Source organism: Kushneria phyllosphaerae, from assembly GCF_900312995.1.
Taxonomy (GTDB): Bacteria; Pseudomonadota; Gammaproteobacteria; order Pseudomonadales; family Halomonadaceae; genus Kushneria; species Kushneria phyllosphaerae.
In genome coordinates, this window is record NZ_ONZI01000001.1 from 1,215,424 (window position 1) to 1,234,455 (window position 19,032).

Genomic DNA, 19,032 nt, shown 5'->3' on the forward strand with positions numbered 1-19,032 from the left:
CTGTCCAGCAAGACCTTCATGTCGCCTTTACGCCTCGTTCCTCGTCGGCGGCGCCATGAACTCCGGCCCGACCGGGTCGGTGATGCATTCCTTGAGGATGGCATCGATGTCGTGCATGGCCTGATCGTTGAGCGACCAGCCCATCACTTCATTGGCCGGGTCGAGCTGGTCCGGGCGGCGAGCGCCCCAGAGGGCCACCGAGACGCCGGGCTGGTCGAGCAGCCAGCGCAGGGCCAGATGCAGGACGCGCTTGTTGTAGTGCTCCTGGGCGTAGGCGTCGAGCTTTTCAACGGCACTGATGTACTGCTCAAAGCGCGGCGACTGAAACTTGGGATCACTATTGCGCAGGTCGTCGCCACCGAAGGTGGTTTTGCGGTTCATCTTGCCGGATAGCAGACCGCGGCACAGGGCGCCGTAGGTCAGGGTGCCCACGCCGTCTTCGCGTATGGCCGGCAAAATGTCGCCTTCGATGTCACGCTCAAACAGATTGTAGGGCGGCTGCATGGTGGAGAGCGGGCAGATCTCCTGGAAGGCACGCATCTGCTCGACCGAGAAGTTGGAAACGCCCACGGCCCGGATCTTGCCGCTGTCCTTCAGTTCACGCAGCACCGTGGCGGCTTCCTCGATATCCACGGTCGGGTCCGGCCAGTGCAGCTGATACAGATCGATATAGTCGGTCTGCAGCCGCTTGAGGCTGTCATTGATTTCCTGCTCGATGCGGGCCCGGCTGGCGTCACGATAGGGCCCGTCATCGTTCCAGTTCAGACCACACTTGGTGGCCAGTACGGCCTTGTCACGAATGCCGCCTTCCTTGAGGGCCTTGCCGACCAGACGTTCGGACTCGCCAAAGCCATAGACAGCGGCGGTATCGATGCAGGTGATACCGCGGTCAATGGCGCTCTGGACGGTCGCGATCGACTGCTTTTCATCAGTGCCGCCCCATTTCCAGCCACCGATGGCCCAGGTACCGAGCGCAATGCGCGAAGGCTTGAGATCACTGTTGGGGAGTTGAATCGTTTCCATCGAAAGGCTACCTCCTTGAAAGTCGGATTTCTGACAGCAGCCCGGATCATGATTAGGCCGCTATGAAAATCGTGACTCCAAGCGTAGACGCCGACTCGCCATCCTGCATGCAGCTGACGCTAATCAAGCCCCTGCCTTACGGGTGCACGGCCCCCGGTGCTCGGTTAAGCTGACGTCTCGTTGATGTTTTCCTGTCTCGCTGGAAGTTTGTTTGTCATGAATAGTGACCTGCCATGAATAGTGCTGTGCTGATCTCTTTTGCGGTGACGGCGCTGGCTAGTGCTGCACTCATTGCCCTGTGGTGGCATGGCCAGCACCAGCGCGTGCTGGTGGAAACGCTTGAGGAGGAACTTGAGCGTCTACGCGAGCAGGTCGGCGATACCGAACGCATGCTGGCCGAGCGTGAGGCGCTGCTGGAGCGGGAGCAGACCCATACTCAGGAGCTTCAGGCTCAGCTGTCACAGCGTGAACATCGGCTGGCGGAGGTCAACGATGCGCTATCGGATTACCGTGAGCGTACGACGCGGCTGGAAGTGGAAAAACAGCGCGACACGGCCCATTTCGAGGAGCGTCTGAGCCTTCTGGGCAGCGCGCGTCAGGAGCTGACCCATGAATTCGAACGCTTGGCCGGGCGCATCTTTGATGAGCGCCAGCAGCAGTTTTCCCGCCACAGCCAGGAGAGCGTCAGTGCACTGATGACGCCGGTGCGCGAACAGATCGAACAGTTTCGGGCTCGCCTTGAAACCCTGCACGGTGAGCAGCAGCAGGGTCGCACCCAGCTTTCCACCCAGCTGGAATCACTGGCCGGGCTGAATCGGCAGATGAGTGAGGACGCCAGCAACCTGACCCGGGCGCTCAAGGGCGACAGCAAATCTCAGGGCAACTGGGGTGAGCTGATTCTGGAGCGAGTGCTGGAGCGCTCCGGGCTGCGACAGGGCATCGAGTACGAACGCGAGGTGGTGCTGACCCACGATCAGGGCCGCTCACGACCGGATGCCGTGATCTATCTGCCTGAATCGCGTCATCTGATCATCGATGCGAAGGTGTCGCTCACCGCCTGGGGGGAGGTCGTGGCGGCCGACAGTGATGCGGTGCGCGAACAGGCCATGCGTCGCCATCTACGCTCGGTGCGAAGCCATATCGAGACGCTGTCCGACAAGGGGTATGCGCGTCTGCCGGGGTTGAATGCCCCGGACATGGTGTTTTTGTTCATGCCCATCGAGCCGGCCTTTGCCGCCGTGTTCGAGCACGATGATCGACTCTTTCATGAAGCCTTTGATCGCCATATCGTGCTGGTCACTCCCTCGACGCTGCTTGCCAGCCTGCGCACGGTGGCGGGGTTGTGGCGGCTGGAACGCCAGAACGACAACGCGCGCGAAATTGTGTCGCGCGCCGAGAAGCTGCTGGAAAAGTGTCATGGCTTCGTGACCAGCATGGAAGAGGTGGGCACCCAGCTTGAACGCGCTGCCGGGAGCCATCGTCAGGCGATGAACCGTCTGCGTGACGGGCAGGGCAGCCTGATCGCTCAGGCCGGCAGGCTCAACGCGCTGGGCGTGCGCAATCGCAAGCCTTGGCCGGAAAGCGTCAGCGAGAGTGCCCAGCGCGGGCGCGAGGTGCAGGAAGCGCAGCACGCCGGGCATCACACTCCGTTTGCCGCGTCAGATGAGGCGGTCGCTTCGAATGATACCGGAACGTTGCGCTTTGATGAGGATTGAGCCGGCCCTGCGTTATTGTGGGTTCAGCGTCTGTGCTGCCACAGCCGAATGATCGAGGCGGTGCGCGCACTTAGAAGTTCGGGCGTGCGCTTAAGCGCTTCGTCCAGCGCCATTGGACCATCGGCCAGTGCAAATGCGGCCGTCACCCCTTCCTCAAGCGCCTTCTCCCAGCCGCTGTCCAGCTTGCCGGCCAGCACCACGCAGGGCACGCCCTGACGCCGGGCAGCGCGGGAAACACCAATGGGCGTCTTGCCCGAAAGGCTCTGGCCATCCAGTCGACCCTCACCGGTAATCACCAGATCGGCGCGTTCCAGCGCCTGCTCGAAGCCGACCTGCTCCATGACCAGTTCGATCCCCGGGCGCAAGGTGGCGTTGAGAAAGGCAAGTGCTGCAAAGCCCATACCGCCGGCCGCGCCGGCGCCGGCACTGTCGCGGTGGTCACGGTCGATAGCGCCGGCCGTCACCTCGGCAAGCCTTGCCAGGGCGTGATCAAGCTGGTCGACCTGCGCTTCGGTAGCGCCCTTTTGCGGTCCGAAAATCGCACTGGCGCCCTGATCGCCGCATAGTGGATTGTTCACATCCACGGCGGCCTCCACCGTAAGCTTTGCCAGACGTGGATCGATGCCAGAAAGATCGATGCGGGCAAGCCTGGCCAGCGCTGCGCCCCCGGGCGCAAGAGGCTGGTCGTTGTCGTCCAGAAAGCGCACGCCGAGTGCGCTCATCATGCCGGCGCCGCCGTCGTTGGTGGCGCTGCCGCCCAGCGTCAGAATCAGGTGTTCGGCGCCTTCCTCCAGCGCTGCCGTGATCAGTTCGCCCACGCCCCGGGTCGTGGTGTGCAGGGCGTCGCGCTCCTCAAGGGTCAGGTGCTGCAGGCCGCTGGCCTCGGCCAGTTCGATAATCGCCGTGCGGCGATCATGGATCCAGCCCCACTGCGCCGTGCGTGGACGGTTCAGGGCGTCATGGACGTCAACACTGCGCGCTTCGGCACCGCTGGCGGTCAGCAGGGCTTCCAGCGTGCCTTCGCCCCCATCGCCCAGCGGGCACAGCGTCCAGTCGGCATCGGAAGCGGCCTGACGAATGCCTTCAGCGATGGCATTGGCGGCGTCCGTAGCGCCCAGGGCATCCTTGAAGCTGTCGGGGGCGATCAGGATATGCATGCAGACTCTCCGGCAGTGATGATTGAATCATGAGCATAGCCCGTCAGGCAGGGCAGCCACCACAGAAGTGGCGACATCACGCGCGGGGCCATCCTCCTGATGAGTATATAAAATACAAGGGGCCCGCATGGCACATGGTGTCTTGCGGACAACATTGCTGAACCGCTACAGGTCGACATTGCGGGCCTTGCATATTCGCTCTACTGTCTAACAAAGGGCTGAAATTCAGTGCCTTTCTCCCATATGACCCCGCTCGGGTGTCAGGGACCTTTCACCAGGGATGCACGCCATGTCATCCATTCAGTCGTTTGTGAAGCTGTCACTTTTGAGCCTGGCGCTGGCGGGCTGCACCTCGCTGTCCTCGACACAGCCGCTCAACGTTCGAGAACAAGCCGTACCGGAATCCTGCTACGCCACTTATGGGGGCACGCGGCTGACACAGGTTCGTGCCATCGCCAGTGCGCTTGAGGCGCAGGGGTACGAGGTGCGTGCCAGCGATGTCGAGCTGGGGCTGGTCAGTGCCGAGCGCATTCGTCGTCAGCCAGGGCTTGGCGCCACGCGCCTATGGCGTGGGAGCAGCTTTGGATGGTTTGGCGGGCGTCGCGGCGGGTTCATGCTGGGCAGCGGGTTCAATGACCCCTATGACGTCTTTCGCTCTGATCCTTCCAGCGTCGAGCGCGTGTCAGTCAGTGCCGATGGTCAGCGCTATCTGGCCGTGCGCAGCGTGACAGTCGTGTCACCGGACGGGTTTGTGATCGATGCCCGGCCGGCCTCTCCGGAACCCTTTTGCCAGCAGACGCACGCAGCCATCGATCAGGCGCTGGCGAGCTCGGGAGATACCCCATGATCTTCAAATACGACCGTGGCGCTCAGCGAGCGATGCGCGGATTGATCATGCTGGCACTGCTAAGCCTGCTCAGCGCCTGTGCCACGACTACCTCGCTACCACCACCCGAGCGTGCTGAACACTTCATGGCTCCGCCCGAACAGGTGATGCAGTCCACCATGGCGGCACTGGCCGAGCGCGGCTTTGTGATTGTCTACGCCGATCATGCGCTCGGCGAGCTTCGGGCCAGCTACGCTGCGCGTCCGGAGTGGCGTGTCGAGGCGCAAGTGGTAAAGGACCCGCGTGGCAGTGAGCTCCTGCTCAAGGGTTGGCAGGGCAGGGTTGCGCTGGGCGTGGGAGAGTTTGATCGGCTGGCAACGGCCATTGCCGAACGTCTCGGGGAAGGGCCTCTGTCAGGTTCTGCCGTCCTGACGCCTTAAGCTTCGCGGCCCTGGTCGTCTTTCAAATCGGCAGCAAAGCGCTGCAGCAGTGTCAGGCGCGTCTGACGGGTATCGTCTTCCAGCGGCTGCGCCTGACCTGCGCCCCAGACCGGCCCGGGCCATGCGTCGTCATGGCGTGATCGGGCGATCACATGCACGTGAAGCTGCGACACCATATTGCCCAGTGCGCCGATATTGATCTTGTCGGCGCCGGTGTGGCGCATCATGAACTCGCCCAGCCGGTCGACCTCCTGCCACAGCAGTGCCCGCTCTGATGCCGGCAGTTCAAAGCTTTCACGAATGGAGTCTCGCTGTGGTATCAGAAGTGCCCAGACAAAGCGGGCATCGTTCATCAGGCGCAGCTCGCAGAGTTCAAGCGAGGCCACAAACAGGGTGTCAGCGGCAAGTCTTTCGTGCAACACAAAGGCCATGACAGGGCTCCATGAGTGGAGGGCAAAAGGACGGGATGTCGAGGCATTGGAGGCGATCGTTGCCTGAAATGCAAACCGGCTTGAAAACTGCCAGGCTCATGTCATGGGAACGCGATGACGAGTCCAGCCAATATGGACCCGGGCGCCCATATCACCCGGTGAACAAGGAGCTGTTACATGAAAAAATGGATGAGCATGATGCTGATCGCCCTCTTTTCCGCAGCGGCGCTGTCTGGCTGCAACACGGTGGGCGGCGCAGGTGAAGATATCTCGGAAGGTGGACAGTCCATTCAGGACGCCGCCAACTGATAGTGGCTTCCCGGGCAGGGACGCAACGTCACCTGCCCGTCGTATCGGGTCTTCGCTCTCTGTTGCTGCCTTGTATTCCCGCTCAGACGTCTCAAGTCTCTCCTTTCTGACCAGCCCCTTTTAAACGCCCCTTTCTGGCCGGTCCTTTTTGATCCTGCTTTCGCCTTCTGACACTGCCTTGCCTGTCACGAGATCCAGGCGAATTTGAGCGCTGTTCGCTGGGTCTGGCACTCACGACGACCCCGTTGTTCTATTAAAGTTCAAATGATATGAACATACACTTGATAATCTTTATCATTAACTCTACTGTGACTTCGCTTGAATTTACGCCGTCGCACGCCTGAGCGCGGGCTTTGGTGCTTATAACATCAGTGCCCATCAAAAAAAGCACGGTAGTGACCATAACAGTCAGGGGAACAGTCATGAGTCGAACGGGGAAGTTCTGTCCCGGCACAGGGGAAGTACGTTATCTGACCTCACTGCTGGCCGGTGCAGTGTTATTGCCGGTGGCGGGTGGTGTATGGGCGGCCGAGCAGCAGGGCAGTGATGCAGCAGAGACCACGACGGTCACCACGACCACTGCCACGGCGTCCGGCGGTGACGGCTCGCGCCTTGACACCATTACCGTGGAAGGCAACCGGCTCTATGACATGCTCCCGTCCGAACAGACCGGTGGCTATGGCGTGGATGCCGCAACGGTCGGCACCAAAACGCCGGCCGCCCTGCGTGACATTCCCCAGTCGATCAGTGTGGTGACCCGCGAGGCAATCGAGGATCAAAACTTCGACACGCTCGACCAGATGGCCAAGCGTACGCCGGGCATGCGAGTGCTTTCAAACGATGATGGCCGTTCCTCGATTTATGCCCGCGGCTATGAGTACGACGAGTACAACATCGATGGCTTGCCGGCCCCCATGGCCAGCATCAACGGTACGGTGCCGAACCTGTCTTCCTTTGACCGGGTCGAGATCATGCGCGGGCCGTCCGGGCTCTTTAACAGCACCAGCGAGATGGGCGGCATCGTCAATCTGGTACGCAAGCGCCCAACCTACGACTTTCAGGGGCATGTCACCGGCCGCTACGGCAGCTGGGATCAAAATTACGTAGAGACAGACCTGTCCGGCCCGATCAATGCCGATGGCAGCGTGCGTGGCCGACTGGTGATTGATAACAGCGACACCAACGGCTTTGTCGATCACAACGATAATACCAACCAGACCTTTTATGGTGCGCTGGATGTCGATCTGGACGAGGACACCATGCTGTCGCTGGCTTACCTTCGCCAGCACAAGGACATCACCGTCAATAACGGTCTTCCAACCGACGCAGACGGGAATCTGCTGGACATCAAGCGCTCAACCTTCGCAGGGGCGGACTGGAACAGCTTTGAGATGCAAAGCAATGATTACATTGCCGAGCTGACCCACCAGTTCGATAACGGCGGCTATGGTCAACTTGCTGCGCGTTATTCCACCAGGCAGGCCAATTACAACTATGTATTTGGCGGTACCGGCGTTGACGAAAGTGGTGGCTTTGACGCCAGAGGGACGGGCGGTGATATAGACCAGCAGTCACTGTCCATGGACGCCAGCTACAGTCAGCCCTTTGATGCATTGGGTAATGTCAGCGAGTTCGTCGTAGGCACGGATTACAAGCGCTACGAAACAGATACGGTTCGAAGTGCCGTGGCTGCAAGAGGGGGCCCCAACAATACTTATTTCAATGATGGATTGGGTGATGGGCCTACTTCGTTTGACGGCATCAGAAACATTACCGAGCTTGATTTTCTTGATCCTGATCGGCGCGGTGCGCGCATTTCTGACCAACGTGAAACGCTTGAAGAGTACGGATTCTATTCGAAGCTGACCTTCCGACCGATTCAGGATCTGGCCTTGATCGGTGGTGCTCGGTTGAGCTCCTATCAGGCTCGTGTCACCAATCATGGCAACAATGATTCGGTAAGCAGCCGCAGCGATGATAGCAAGCTTACACCCTATGGCGGTCTGGTTTACGATCTGGATCGTCACCACTCGCTCTATGCCAGCTACTCCGAGGTCTTCAAGCCACAGACGCAAACGGATGCCAACAATGATCTGCTCAAGGCGCGTGAGGGTACGCAATATGAAGTGGGCATCAAGGGCAGTTACTTTAACGGCGACCTCAACGCTCGCATGAGCGCTTTCCGCCTTTACGATGAAAACTATGCGGCCGGTGTTACAGGGCAAACTTATAATGCCGATACCGGCAAGCGTCGTATCCAGGGGGCAGAGCTCGAGCTGACTGGCAGCATCACCGATCAGTGGGACGTGATCGCCGGTTATACCTATCTGGACACCGAGGTTAAAGACGGTGATGAAGAGGCGACCTTCCTGCTGATGCCGCACAACACGGTCAATCTCTGGACCCAGTACGGCTTTGAAGGCGGGGCGCTAGACGGTTTCCGCATCGGTGGTGGCGTGACGGCGATGGATGGTTTCCACTCAAGCCAAGGCGTTGAAGCGCCGGGTTATGCGGTGGTCGATGCCATGGTCGGCTACGACTTCACTCAGAGCCTGTCGGGCCAGCTGAACTTCAACAACATTCTCGACAGGAAGTATTACGAGCGCGTGGGTAGTACAGGCACCTTTAATATGTACGGCGCTCCCTCGAATGTGGTGGCTTCGCTGCGCTACGACTTCTGATCGATTCGGCGTCGGTTATGCCGGCGCCGCTTCCTCAGGACGTACCGCATTAAAAAACCCGGCCATGAGCCGGGTTTTTTAATGTGCGTCAGCTTCAGGCGTCTTACCGAATGCCCAGCGTGGCACCCCCATCGATGCGCATGTCATGCAGGGTGATGTGGCGGGCGCGGTCGGACAGCAAAAAGCGGATCGCTTCGCTGACGTCTCCAGGTTCGGCAATCCGTCGGAGCGGAATGCCCAGCTTCCAGCCTTCCAAAGAGCCGCGAATCACGTTATCGCGACCGCTGTCATCGATCCACATGCCGCGCTGCATGTCGGTGTCGGTGGAGCCGGGCGAGACGATGTTGCAGCGCACGTTATGCTCGGCCATTTCCAGACCCAGACAGCGCACCAGCTGATGGGTGGCGGCCTTGGAGGCGCAGTAGGCGCCCATGGCCTGGCGCGGCGTATCGGCGGCGTTGGAGCCGACCACCACGATCGCCCCCTTTTGTCGCTCGGACATTCGCCGGGCCACGGCGCGGGTGACATTGAATACGCCAGTGGTATTGATGTTCAGCGCATGCAGCCACTGCGCATCGGTCAGTTCCGTGACGCGGCCCATCTGCAGTACGCCGGCCACATGCGCCAGGTGCGTGATGGGCGCGTGCGCTTCGATCTCGGCAATGGCTTTATCCACCGCAGTCGAGTCGCTGACGTCCACCACGTACGTGCTGACCCGCTCGCTGCCGAATGCCTCACCCAGCCGGGTGGCCGTGTCGTTGAGGGTGTCTTCAAGGCTGTCCAGCAGGGCAACGCTCGCCCCCTGTTCAAGAAGATCCTGTGCCAGCGTGGCGCCGATGCCGCGGGCGGCACCGGTAATGACGATATGATCGTCCTGGAATTCGCCGCTCATTTGAGTTCATCCATGATGCGATGACGCTCCTGGTGATAGCGTTCCTCGTTCCAGCAGTGGCGCCAGTAGGGCACGGCATAAAGCTGTGATTTTTTCAGTCCGCGTACGCCCATCAGATGCTCGCGAAGGGAGAGCACGGCCGAATTCTCACCGCCGACCCAGGCCGAAACGCTGCCGGATTCGGGGAAATCCATGGCGCGCACGGCATCGATCTGCAGTGTGGAAAGGCAGGACGGAATATCGCCGCGATACAGCCAGTGCACCTCGACGCCCTGCGGGTGGTGCAGTGTCTGGCGCTCAGTAGGGCTTTCCACTTCGATGAATACCACGCCGCGTGCTTCTTCGCCCATGGCTTCAAGCAGGGCGCCGATGGCCGGCAGGGCCGTCATGTCACCGGCAATCAGTGACCAGTCGGCCGGCGGCAGCAACGGGTCCGGTCCACCGGGGCCGCTGATACCGATCAGGTCTCCAGGACGTGCCGCCAGCGCCCAGCGCGAGGCCGGGCCTTCATCGCCATGGGCGACGAAATCCACGCTCAGCTCGCGACGCTCGACGTCAAAATGGCGCACGCTGTAGGTGCGGGTAATCGGTTTTTCTTCCGCCGCCGGCCAGACCACGCCGGCCTCGGTCAGCTGCGGCAGTACCGGTGCACGCTGGTGCTCAAGCGGCAGAAAAACCTTGATGTGGCCGCCGCCGCGATGGGCGGGAAAGCCTTCCAGTGCCTCACCGCCCAGCACGATGCGGATCATGTGTTCGGTGATCACTTCACGGCGTATCACTTCCAGCAGCATCGGCGGGCGCTTTTTGCCCCTTGCCGGTGGTGCCTTCGCCGCCTGTGCGGCGGTCATGTCGGCAACACTCATGCACTCACCCCCTGACGGTTGAGCAGCGCGACCCAGTCGACGATGGTCGGCGCCTCGACCAGATCCATGAAACTGACATCAAAGCCTTCCCGGCGCAGTTCCTCGACAAACGTCATCATGCGCATTGAGTCCAGCCCGTAAAAGAGCAGGTTGTCATCGGCCGGAATCTCTTCGGCGCTGACGCCGGCCAGTGTCGCGACCCGCTCGGTCAGCGCGGCCTGCGTCATGGCGACTTCGGCCTGCTGACTGCCCTGGCCGGACTCGAGCGCCTCAAGGGCACGGGCACTGGTGGTGACCACGCCGCAGCGCCCGGCCACGTACTCAAGCGCCATGTCATGACGTTCGCGGGAGAAATCTGCTACGCCGTCGGTGAGCATGAAGCACTGCACGTCCTGCATGAAGCCTTCCAGCGCGGTGGCCATGCAGCCGATGTGGGCATAGACCCCGCCGATGATCAGCTGATCACGGCCCCAGGTGCGCATGCGTTCTCGCAGGTCGCTGCGCTGAAAGGCACTGTAGCGCCACTTGGTCAGCACCACATCACCGTTCTGCGGGGCCAGTTCATCCACCACCGGATACTGCTCGGGGTGGGCCGGCAGGCCCGGGCCCCAGAAGTCGTTGAGCAGGGCGCGGTCGCTGTCGGGCTGATCGGTGGGCTGGGCGGTATAGACCACCGGCACGCCTGCCGCGCGGGCGGCCTTGATCAGCGTCGCCAGATGGTGGATCACCTCGGGGACAGGCGCGGCGCTCACATCGTACTTGGCCAGAAAATAGCGCTGCATGTCGTGAATCAGCAGTACGGCGCGTGCCGGGTCGACCTGCCAGTTCACCCGGTTGTCGGGCAGCTCGCTGGTCGTGGGCAGTGAATAGCTCGCGATGGCGGGAATGGCCATGTTACCTCTCCTGTAATCGTTCAGCGCTGCGGTTCGTCGTTACTCGCCGGCGGCAGGTTCACTGGCAAACCAGTGCGCCTTGAGCGTCTGGCGCAGCGCCTTTTTGCTGATCTTGCCCACCCCGGTCTGGGGGAAGGCCTCAAGAAATTCAAAGCGCTCGGGCACCTTGTAATGGGCAAGGCCACGGTCGCGCAGAAAGCGTGCCAGTACCATCGGCTTCGGGGTCTCCCCGCGTGGTACGACAAAGGCGCAGACGCGCTCGCCCAGATAGGGGTCCGGCATGGCCACCACGGCCACATCGTGGACATTGTCATGGGCCAGCAGCTGATTTTCGACTTCCTCGGCGGCCACCTTCTCGCCGCCGCGGTTGATCTGATCCTTGTCCCGACCTTCGACAATCAGATAGCCGTCCGGCGTCATCTGAACGCGATCGCCGGTGCGATAAAAGCCATCGTGCGTGAAGGCGCGCTGGTTGTGAGCGCCTTCAGGCTCATCGCCTTCGGCCGGCGCCACGAAATAGCCCGGAATGGTATAGGGGCCACGCGTGATCAGATGGCCCACGCCGCCCGGCGGGATCGGCTGATCGTCGTCATCGACCACCAGCACCTCATCAAGCTCGGACATCGGCTGACCCTGGGTGGTGTTGATCAACTCGATCGGATCATCAAGGCCGGTGTAGTTGACCAGCCCCTCGGCCATGCCAAAGACCTGCTGTAGCCGACAGCCCAGTGCCGGTGCGACGCGGCGCGCAGCCTCACTGACCAGCTTCGCCCCGCCCACCTGCAGGATGTCGAGACTCGACAGGTCCGCCTGAGCGTGAGGGGCGCTGTCGAGCCACAGCATGGCCAGCGGCGGCACCAGCGAGGTCATGGTGACCCGCTCGCGCTCGATCAGGGCAAAGCACTCGTCCGGGCTGGGGCGCGGGGCGATGACCAGCCGGCCACCGCCGAGCAGCACACCCAGAAAGCCCGGCGAACTCATGGGGAAATTGTGCGCAATCGGCAGCGCCACCAGATAGACCGTATCAAGCGTTACCGCACAGGCGCGATTGCTCTCGCGCAGGCTGTAGTGATAGTCGTCATGGCGCCGCGGAATCAGCTTGGGTACGCCGGTGGTGCCGCCAGAGAGCTGGAAAAAGGCCAGGTCGTGGGCGCTCGGCACGTCTTCGACCGGCTCGCCCTCGTGCTCGAGGAGATCATCAAACGCTGTGAACTCCTGCGCCTCGCCGCACACGATCACCTGCTTAAGCGTGGGGACCGTCAAACGCACATCTCGCGCCATGGCGCGATAGTCAAAGCCTGCGTCCTTATCGCAGATCAACAGTGCTTTTGCCGTGGCCGCGCGACAGAAATGCTCGACCTCAAAGCGTCGATGCGCCGGCAGGGCAAAGACCGGCAGTGCGCCCAGACGGAAAAGGGCAAAGCAGGCCACCACGAACTCATGACGATTGGGCAGCTGGATGACGACCCGGTCACCGCGCTCGATGCCTAGGCGGCGAAGACCGCGCGCAAGGCCGTCCACACGCTGATCGAGTTCGGTGTAGCTCAGGCGCAGATTACCTTCGACGAGTGCCTCTCGCGGGCCGTGTTCAGCGCTCAGGCGGCGCAGCATGGCGCCGAAGGTTTCATCGATCCAGCAGCCCTGGTCACGGTAAAGGCGCTGGCGCTCGAGCGGATAGTCCGGGCAGCGTTCGATGATGTCGTCAAGCGTGGCGCGCCGGGTCGGCGCTGTTGTCGAGGAAGATGTCGGGTTGGTCATGATCAGGCCGTCACGTTCGTGGCATCGTCTTCGTAATCAAGGCCCATGGCATCAAGCATGGTCCGCATTTTTGCCGCTGTTTCCTCAAGCTCTCCCTGAGGACTGGAGCCCGGCACGACGCCTGCGCCGGCAAACACGCGCACATGGTCGGGGGCCAGTTCGGCGCAGCGTATGGCAATGGCCCATTCGCCATCGCCGGTGGCATCACACCAGCCGACCAGGCCGGTGAAATAGCCGCGCTCAAAGCCTTCAAAAGACGCGATGGCCTGATGCGCATCCTGCCAGGGGGCGCCGCAGACTGCCGGGGTGGGATGCAGCGCGGCCGCCACGCTCAGCGAGGTCATGGTCGGGTCGGCCAGCTCTCCTTCAATCGTGGTGGAAAGATGCCACATGCGATCGGTGGCGATGACTTCCGGGCCTTCAGGCACCTCCAGCGTGCGGCACAGCGGGCGAAGGGCGGTCACGATGGCCTCCACGACCAGCGCGTGTTCACGCAGGTCCTTGTCGGAGACGTAAAGCCCCTCGGCGCGGCGCTGATCTTCCTGCGGATCACTGTGACGGGGAACGGACCCCGCCAGCGGATTGGCGATGATCCGGTTGCCCACACGGCGAATCAAAAGCTCGGGGCTTGCGCCGACCAGGCTCTCGGTGTCACCGGCCGGCAGGGCAAAGTTATAGCCTCGCGGATTGATGCTTAAAAGCCGCTTCAACAGGGCCTGAGCATCCACCGGTGCCTGAGTGTCCGCGCGCAGTGACCGGGCCAGCACGACCTTGTTGAGCGCGGTGGTCTCAAAAAGCGTCAGCGCACTGTCCACGGCCTGGCAGTAATGTTCGGGCGAAGGCTCCGGCGTGATCGCCAGAGCCCGGGTCTCAAGCGGCGCACTGGCCGGGCACTGCTCAAACGTGCCGGGGGCGGCACGCAAAAGCTCCCGGGGGACAAAAAGACGCGCGCTGTCAGCGTGATTAAACGGAATCAGGCCCATGATGACGGGATCCGGATGCCCCTGAGCGCGCGCCGTATCAAACAGCTCGCGAGCGGCGGCGTCCAGAGTCTCCGGTCTGGCATCAGGCGTATGACGCGCATGGGCAGTGCCGCGCCCGAGCAGGGTCGTGGCCGGTGAAGAAAAAAAGGCGTCGCCGGGTTTGAGCCCCTCAAGCAGCCCCCAGGGGGCCTGATCCAGAGGAAACCGGGAAGGTAATGGCTGATTCACGTGGACTCCTGACAAGTCGCGTTGTCAGTGGACGGGCACCGGAAGGCATGTATCGGTGCGGTAACAAACCGATACCTTAGCTCAAATGAGAAGCATTATCAAAATCATTTGTCCCTGTGAGGCGCGTGCCATGGCCGATTCACAGGCCTGGCGCAGGCTTTCGCGGGATCGACTATGCTTGCTGCCACGCCAGAACTTGCCGGTCAACGTGACCCCTGACAGGAGTGCTCGATGCAGGACTTTTCTCGTCACCCGACGTCCGATATCCACAGCGAATGGGCCGATCGGCTGGCGGCGACCAGCTTTTTCAATGCCCTGCTGCGTGAAACCTCGCACTGGTGGCTGGTGGACCATGGCAGCGACGAGATCGCCGTCATTCCCCTGACCGACGATCACAACCGCTGTCTGCGTCTGACGCTTGAGCATCGAAGCCTTTCAGGGCGCTGTCGCGTCCAGCTACCGGTGATGCGCGCGACCGGTGACGCGCTTGAGGCGATTACTTTCGAGCAGGCCGTGGCATATCTGCTCGAAAGCCCGTGGCTGCGTGAGCATCCGCTGGTGGGACGCCTTGATGACGCGCGCCGCGATACGTTTTTCGAAAGCGTGATGGGCAGTCGCAATACCATCGCCGCCGCTCTGGCCGGGCGCGATGATCTTGAACATCTCGGCCAGGGGCCTCTCGGGTTTCTCGAGGCCGAGCAGGGGTTGCTGGTCGGTCACGACTTTCACCCGGCGCCCAAGTCTCAGGCCCCCTTTGATGCCGAGCAGGCGCGTGACTATACCCCGGAACATCGGGCCTGTTTCGGGCTGGTCTGGTGGGGGGTATCCCCAACGCGTGCGGTAGGGAACAGCAGCCGTGAAATGGCGGCCGCAGCCATGATGCACGATCTTTTGCCCGAAACGCTGGCCGAGCGCCTGCCCGTGGGGTTCAGTGCCCTGCCGGTGCATCCCTGGCAGTCACGTTTTCTGCAAGGCCGTGAAGATATCGCAGCCCTGATCGATGCCGGTGAGCTGATCGTGCTGGGGGAGGAGCGTGATGACGCTGCCACCACGCGGCGCTGGTATCCGACCTCGTCGCATCGTTCGCTTTACTGCCCGCAGACCGACTGGATGGTCAAGGGCTCGCTGTCGGCGAAGTTGACCAACTCCCTGCGGGTGCTGCACGGCAACGAGGTGATGCGTGGGCTGCGGCTGGATCGCTGGTGGCCCGGGGTGAAGCCTGATATTCGCGAGCACTTTCATCTGATGCAGGAACCGGCCTGGCTGGGCTGGAAAAACGACGACGGCGAGATCGATGAGGCGAGCCTGGCGCTGTTGCGTGAAAATCGCATCCAGGGTTCTGACGCGCCGAGTGTGGTGCTCGCCACACTGACCCAGCCGCTGGGCAGGGCAGGGCAGACGCTGCTGGCCAATGGCGTCAGGCGTCTGGCCGCACTGGACAACCTCGGCGAGCGCGAGGCGGCGATCCAGTGGTTTGGCGCTTTCTGTGAGCGGGTACTGTCGCCGCTGATCCGGCTGGTGGTCGAGGAGGGCATCGTGCTGCTGGCCCATCAGCAAAACATCGTGGTGCGCCTTGATCGTGAGCGTCCGGTGGGCGTGGACTATCGTGACTGCCAGGGCAGTGGGGTCACGGCGCACTTTGAGGCCTGTCACCCCGAGGAGAGCGTCAGTCAGGATCATCGCATCACGGCGGACATGCTTACGCGCTATTTTCCCTATTATGTCATCGTCAATTCGACACTTTCGGTCACGGCGGTGCTGGCCGAGGCGGGGTTTGTCGAGGAGTCCGTGCTGGTCGCGCACCTGCGCGCTCATCTGACCGCGCTGCGTGAGCGCGCCGGCAATGGGGATACCACGCTGCTTGATCATCTGCTGGACTCGAACATGCTGGAGGTCAAAAGCAACTTCTTCTGCTATCTGTCCGGCCTCAACGAGTCCACGCTGGACGACCCGGCAACCATCTATCTGGACATGCCCAACCCCTTGTCGATCAAGTCCGCTGTCGATTGAGGCCTGTGCGTCCTGACCCATGACCCTGATACCGCGAGAAACCATTATGTCCAGCCGTGACGATCTGTCTGCCAGCGAAAGGCTGGCGCCCTCGCAGGAGCGCTCGCTTCTGGACGCCATCGATCATCATTTCGCGACCCGCCCGGCGTGTCGGCTCCTGATCCTTGATGACGCCTGGCGTGCCGATCCGTACTGGTACCCCCTGTGTCAGGCGCTGGGCGCGCCACGGGTGCTGCGGGAAAGCTTCTATCAGCGCCCATGGCAGTGGCTGCAGTCCGACTACGCCGCGCAGCCCTTCGACATCGAACTGGGTCGGCCCTGGCGACCGGTCAAGCCACGCGGTGAGGTGTATGAACGCCTCGACCCGCGGCTGGAAAAGCGTCTGACCCTGCGGGTGTGCGACGGCGAGCGTGATCTCGATCGTCTGCATCAGTGGATGCACCGTGAGCGGGTGGCCCGTTTCTGGCAGCAGGACAAGCCGCGTGAGGCCTTTGCCGAATGGCTGTCGCACCGGCTGGCCGAGCCGCATCGACTGTCGTTGATCGGTGAGCTGGACGGTGACGCGTTCGGTTATTTCGAACTCTACTGGGCGCCTGAAGACGTGCTGGGCGAGTACTACGACTGGCAGGCCTTTGACCGGGGCCTGCATGTGCTGGTGGGCGAAGAAGACTTCCGGGGCGCGCAGTTCGTGGATACCTGGCTGACCGGGCTTCAGCACTACGCGTATCTGAGCGAGCCCCGCACCGAGCGCGTTGTGCTGGAGCCGGATGCCGGCAACGAGCGCATCTTCCGCCATCTTGAGCGTCTCGGGCTTTTCAGCCAGCGTGAATTTGATCTGCCCGACAAGCGCGCCATGCTGGTCATGGGCACGCGCGCTCACTTTTTTGGACAGGTGATGTGATGTTGTCTGACTCGACCCGATCGGCACCGGTATCGATCCTGCCCCCGCAGCTTGCCGCCATCGATCCTGACGAGGCGATCCGCCGTCACTGGTCGCGTGCCAATCGCGCGCTGATCGCCAAAATGATCAGCGAGCTGGCCTATGAACAGGTGCTGGTGCCCGAAACAGGGCATGAGGGCTGGTGGCTGGAGGTCAAGACGGTGTCTTCTGATGCGCGCAGCACGTCGGCCGAGAGCCGAGCCTGCGGGCGCTGGCACTTTCAGGCCGAGACCAATCTATGGGGGCAGCTGCTGATCGAGGTCGACAGCCTTTGCGGCCCGAAAGATATCAGTGAGATACCGGAGGCGGCCGAGTTCCTGCTGGCGCTGGCCCCCGGCATGGGCATGAATGATGCCCAGCTGGCCGAGCATCTGGAAGATCTTTACAACACCCTGCACGGTGACTGCTATCTGATCGAGGTGCATCAGCGCTTGAACGCCGATGACGCCATTCGGCTTTTTGAGCCGCAGCGTCAGGCCGTGCTCGATGGCCACCCCAAGTTCTTGTTCAACAAGGGGCGGCGCGGCTGGGGCGTGCAATCGCTTGAGCGCTACGCGCCGGAATACGGCCATCCCTTTCAGGTCGATTGGCTGATGGTACGCCGCAGGCGTCTCAAAAGCAGCCGCATGGCCATCGATGCGGACGAGCTGCTTGAAAGCGTGCTGGATGACGATCAGCGCCGCCTGCTTCTGGCCGCGCGCGATGGCAAGTGTGCGGTGCTGGGGGAGAAGGCCGACGCGTATGCGCTGATGCCGGTACACCCATGGCAGTGGGCGCGCATGCTCTCCATGCTGCACGTCGGCGATATCGGTCGTGGGGACATGGCCTGGCTGGGCGCCTTTGGCGATCACTTTGTGGCCCAGCAGTCGCTGCGCACGCTGACCAATGCCAGCCGCCCCGGGCGCTATGATCTCAAGCTGCCAATTACCATCATGAACACCTCAAGCTATCGCGGCATTCCAGGGCAATACATGCTGGCAGGCCCTGCTGCATCAGGCTGGCTCCAGGCGCGCGCGGCGGATGACGAGGAGTTTCAGCGGGCCGGGCTCGAGATTCTGGCCGAGCCGGCCTCGGCAGTGGTCGAACACGATCAATACGGCCGCCTCGATGAGGCGCCGTATCGCTTTCGCGAACTGTGCGGGGTGATCTGGCGTGAAGGTCTGGCCCCGCGAATTAATGAGGGCGAGCACGCGCTTTTGATGTCGGAGCTGATGCAGTGCGACGCCAGCGGTCGCGCCTGGCTTGCCGCCTATATCGAGGCCTCAAACCTTGAGGCCGAGCAGTGGCTTTCCCGTATGTTCGAGGCCACGCTGATCCCGATGTATCATCTGATCTGCCGGTTCGGGGTCATTATCATCGCCCACGGTCAGAATCTGACCCTGATCCTGCGCGACGGCGTGCCGCATCGGCTGGCGCTCAAGGATTTTCAGGGCGACCTGCGCCTGGTCGATGAGGACTTTCCCGAAGCGCACGACCTGCCCCGGGAACTGGTGGAGGTCACTGTGCGCCTGGGGCCGGAAAAGCTGATTCACGACCTTCAGACCGGGCATTTCGTGACGCTGTTGCGTTTCGTGGCGCCTTTGGCCATACAGGCCGGCGTCAGCGAGACGCGCTTTTACCAGCTCTGTGCGAAAGCGCTGGGAGACTACATGGCGCGCCACGACGAAATGCAGCCGCGCTTTGACCTGTTCAGCCTGTTCAAGCCGCGCATTTTGCGACTGGGGCTTAATCGTTCGAAGTTTCTGCATGCCAATGATCATTCGGCGGCGCGCATGCTGCCGGACATGGATCATTTGATCGATAACCCGCTCTATCACTGCCTGAGTGACGACGACCCGCTACGCCGCCACGGCGAGACGGCACTGTCGCGTCAGGGCGCGTAA

General features: G+C 62.0%; 16 protein-coding genes. 8 read left to right on the plus strand and 8 right to left on the minus strand.

The annotated features are described in order from the left end of the window. Positions 1–27: 27 nt before the first annotated feature. Positions 28–1,023, minus strand: a complete 996-nt coding sequence (locus tag KSP9073_RS05390; protein WP_108841865.1) for an aldo/keto reductase — start codon at positions 1,021–1,023, stop codon at positions 28–30. Positions 1,024–1,256: 233 nt separating this feature from the next. Here KSP9073_RS05390 and KSP9073_RS05395 point away from each other — a divergent pair, with 233 nt between their 5' ends. Then, positions 1,257–2,738, plus strand: a complete 1,482-nt coding sequence (locus KSP9073_RS05395; RefSeq protein ID WP_108841866.1) for a DNA recombination protein RmuC — start codon at positions 1,257–1,259, stop codon at positions 2,736–2,738. 23 nt (positions 2,739–2,761) lie between these two features. Here the strand turns inward: KSP9073_RS05395 and KSP9073_RS05400 are convergent, their stop codons facing one another. Further along, positions 2,762–3,895: a glycerate kinase gene (locus KSP9073_RS05400; protein ID WP_108841867.1), complete on the minus strand. Its 1,134-nt coding sequence runs from the start codon at positions 3,893–3,895 to the stop codon at positions 2,762–2,764. A 289-nt stretch (positions 3,896–4,184) separates the two neighbouring features. Here KSP9073_RS05400 and KSP9073_RS05405 point away from each other — a divergent pair, with 289 nt between their 5' ends. Next, positions 4,185–4,742, plus strand: a complete 558-nt coding sequence (locus KSP9073_RS05405; RefSeq protein ID WP_108841868.1) for a hypothetical protein — start codon at positions 4,185–4,187, stop codon at positions 4,740–4,742. Beyond that, on the plus strand, positions 4,739–5,161 hold the full coding sequence (locus KSP9073_RS05410; RefSeq protein ID WP_108841869.1) for a hypothetical protein: 423 nt from the start codon (positions 4,739–4,741) through the stop codon (positions 5,159–5,161). The genes KSP9073_RS05405 and KSP9073_RS05410 overlap by 4 nt, the downstream gene beginning before the upstream one ends. Here KSP9073_RS05410 and KSP9073_RS05415 read toward each other — a convergent pair. After that, on the minus strand, positions 5,158–5,592 hold the full coding sequence (locus tag KSP9073_RS05415; RefSeq protein WP_108841870.1) for an HIT domain-containing protein: 435 nt from the start codon (positions 5,590–5,592) through the stop codon (positions 5,158–5,160). The two genes, KSP9073_RS05410 and KSP9073_RS05415, sit on opposite strands and share 4 nt — an antisense overlap. Before the next feature lie 177 nt (positions 5,593–5,769). On the opposite strand from KSP9073_RS05415, the gene KSP9073_RS05420 reads away from it, so the two are divergent. Together KSP9073_RS05420 and KSP9073_RS05425 are read left to right on the plus strand one after the other, a co-directional pair. Next, entirely contained in the window at positions 5,770–5,901 is a 132-nt protein-coding gene (locus KSP9073_RS05420) for an entericidin A/B family lipoprotein (protein WP_108841871.1), read from the plus strand. Positions 5,902–6,323: 422 nt separating this feature from the next. Next, positions 6,324–8,582: a TonB-dependent siderophore receptor gene (locus KSP9073_RS05425; RefSeq protein WP_108841872.1), complete on the plus strand. Its 2,259-nt coding sequence runs from the start codon at positions 6,324–6,326 to the stop codon at positions 8,580–8,582. A gap of 103 nt (positions 8,583–8,685) precedes the next feature. Here the strand turns inward: KSP9073_RS05425 and KSP9073_RS05430 are convergent, their stop codons facing one another. Genes KSP9073_RS05430 through KSP9073_RS05450 form a run of 5 tightly spaced genes read right to left on the minus strand, consistent with a single transcriptional unit; the run spans position 8,686 to position 14,199 of the window. Further along, positions 8,686–9,474, minus strand: coding sequence for a 2,3-dihydro-2,3-dihydroxybenzoate dehydrogenase (locus KSP9073_RS05430; RefSeq protein WP_108841873.1), 789 nt, complete (start codon positions 9,472–9,474; stop codon positions 8,686–8,688). Next, a complete protein-coding gene (locus KSP9073_RS05435) occupies positions 9,471–10,337 on the minus strand; it encodes a siderophore-interacting protein (RefSeq protein WP_108841874.1) in 867 nt (288 codons plus the stop codon). The genes KSP9073_RS05430 and KSP9073_RS05435 overlap by 4 nt, the downstream gene beginning before the upstream one ends. Beyond that, complete coding sequence (locus tag KSP9073_RS05440) at positions 10,334–11,230, minus strand: isochorismatase (RefSeq protein WP_108841875.1); 897 nt, start codon at positions 11,228–11,230, stop codon at positions 10,334–10,336. The genes KSP9073_RS05435 and KSP9073_RS05440 overlap by 4 nt, the downstream gene beginning before the upstream one ends. 39 nt (positions 11,231–11,269) lie before the next feature. After that, positions 11,270–12,988, minus strand: a complete 1,719-nt coding sequence (locus KSP9073_RS05445) for a (2,3-dihydroxybenzoyl)adenylate synthase (RefSeq protein ID WP_108841876.1) — start codon at positions 12,986–12,988, stop codon at positions 11,270–11,272. A 2-nt stretch (positions 12,989–12,990) separates the two neighbouring features. Next, entirely contained in the window at positions 12,991–14,199 is a 1,209-nt protein-coding gene (locus KSP9073_RS05450; protein WP_207771414.1) for an isochorismate synthase, read from the minus strand. 231 nt (positions 14,200–14,430) lie between these two features. Between KSP9073_RS05450 and KSP9073_RS05455 the strand changes: the two genes are divergently transcribed. The 3 genes from KSP9073_RS05455 to KSP9073_RS05465 are packed head-to-tail and all read left to right on the plus strand — an operon-like array spanning position 14,431 to position 19,032. Continuing rightward, positions 14,431–16,209, plus strand: a complete 1,779-nt coding sequence (locus KSP9073_RS05455) for an IucA/IucC family protein (RefSeq protein WP_108841877.1) — start codon at positions 14,431–14,433, stop codon at positions 16,207–16,209. A gap of 46 nt (positions 16,210–16,255) precedes the next feature. Next, entirely contained in the window at positions 16,256–17,110 is an 855-nt protein-coding gene (locus KSP9073_RS05460) for a GNAT family N-acetyltransferase (RefSeq protein WP_165814162.1), read from the plus strand. After that, positions 17,110–19,032, plus strand: coding sequence for an IucA/IucC family protein (locus KSP9073_RS05465; protein WP_108841879.1), 1,923 nt, complete (start codon positions 17,110–17,112; stop codon positions 19,030–19,032). Before KSP9073_RS05460 ends, KSP9073_RS05465 begins: the two co-directional genes overlap by 1 nt.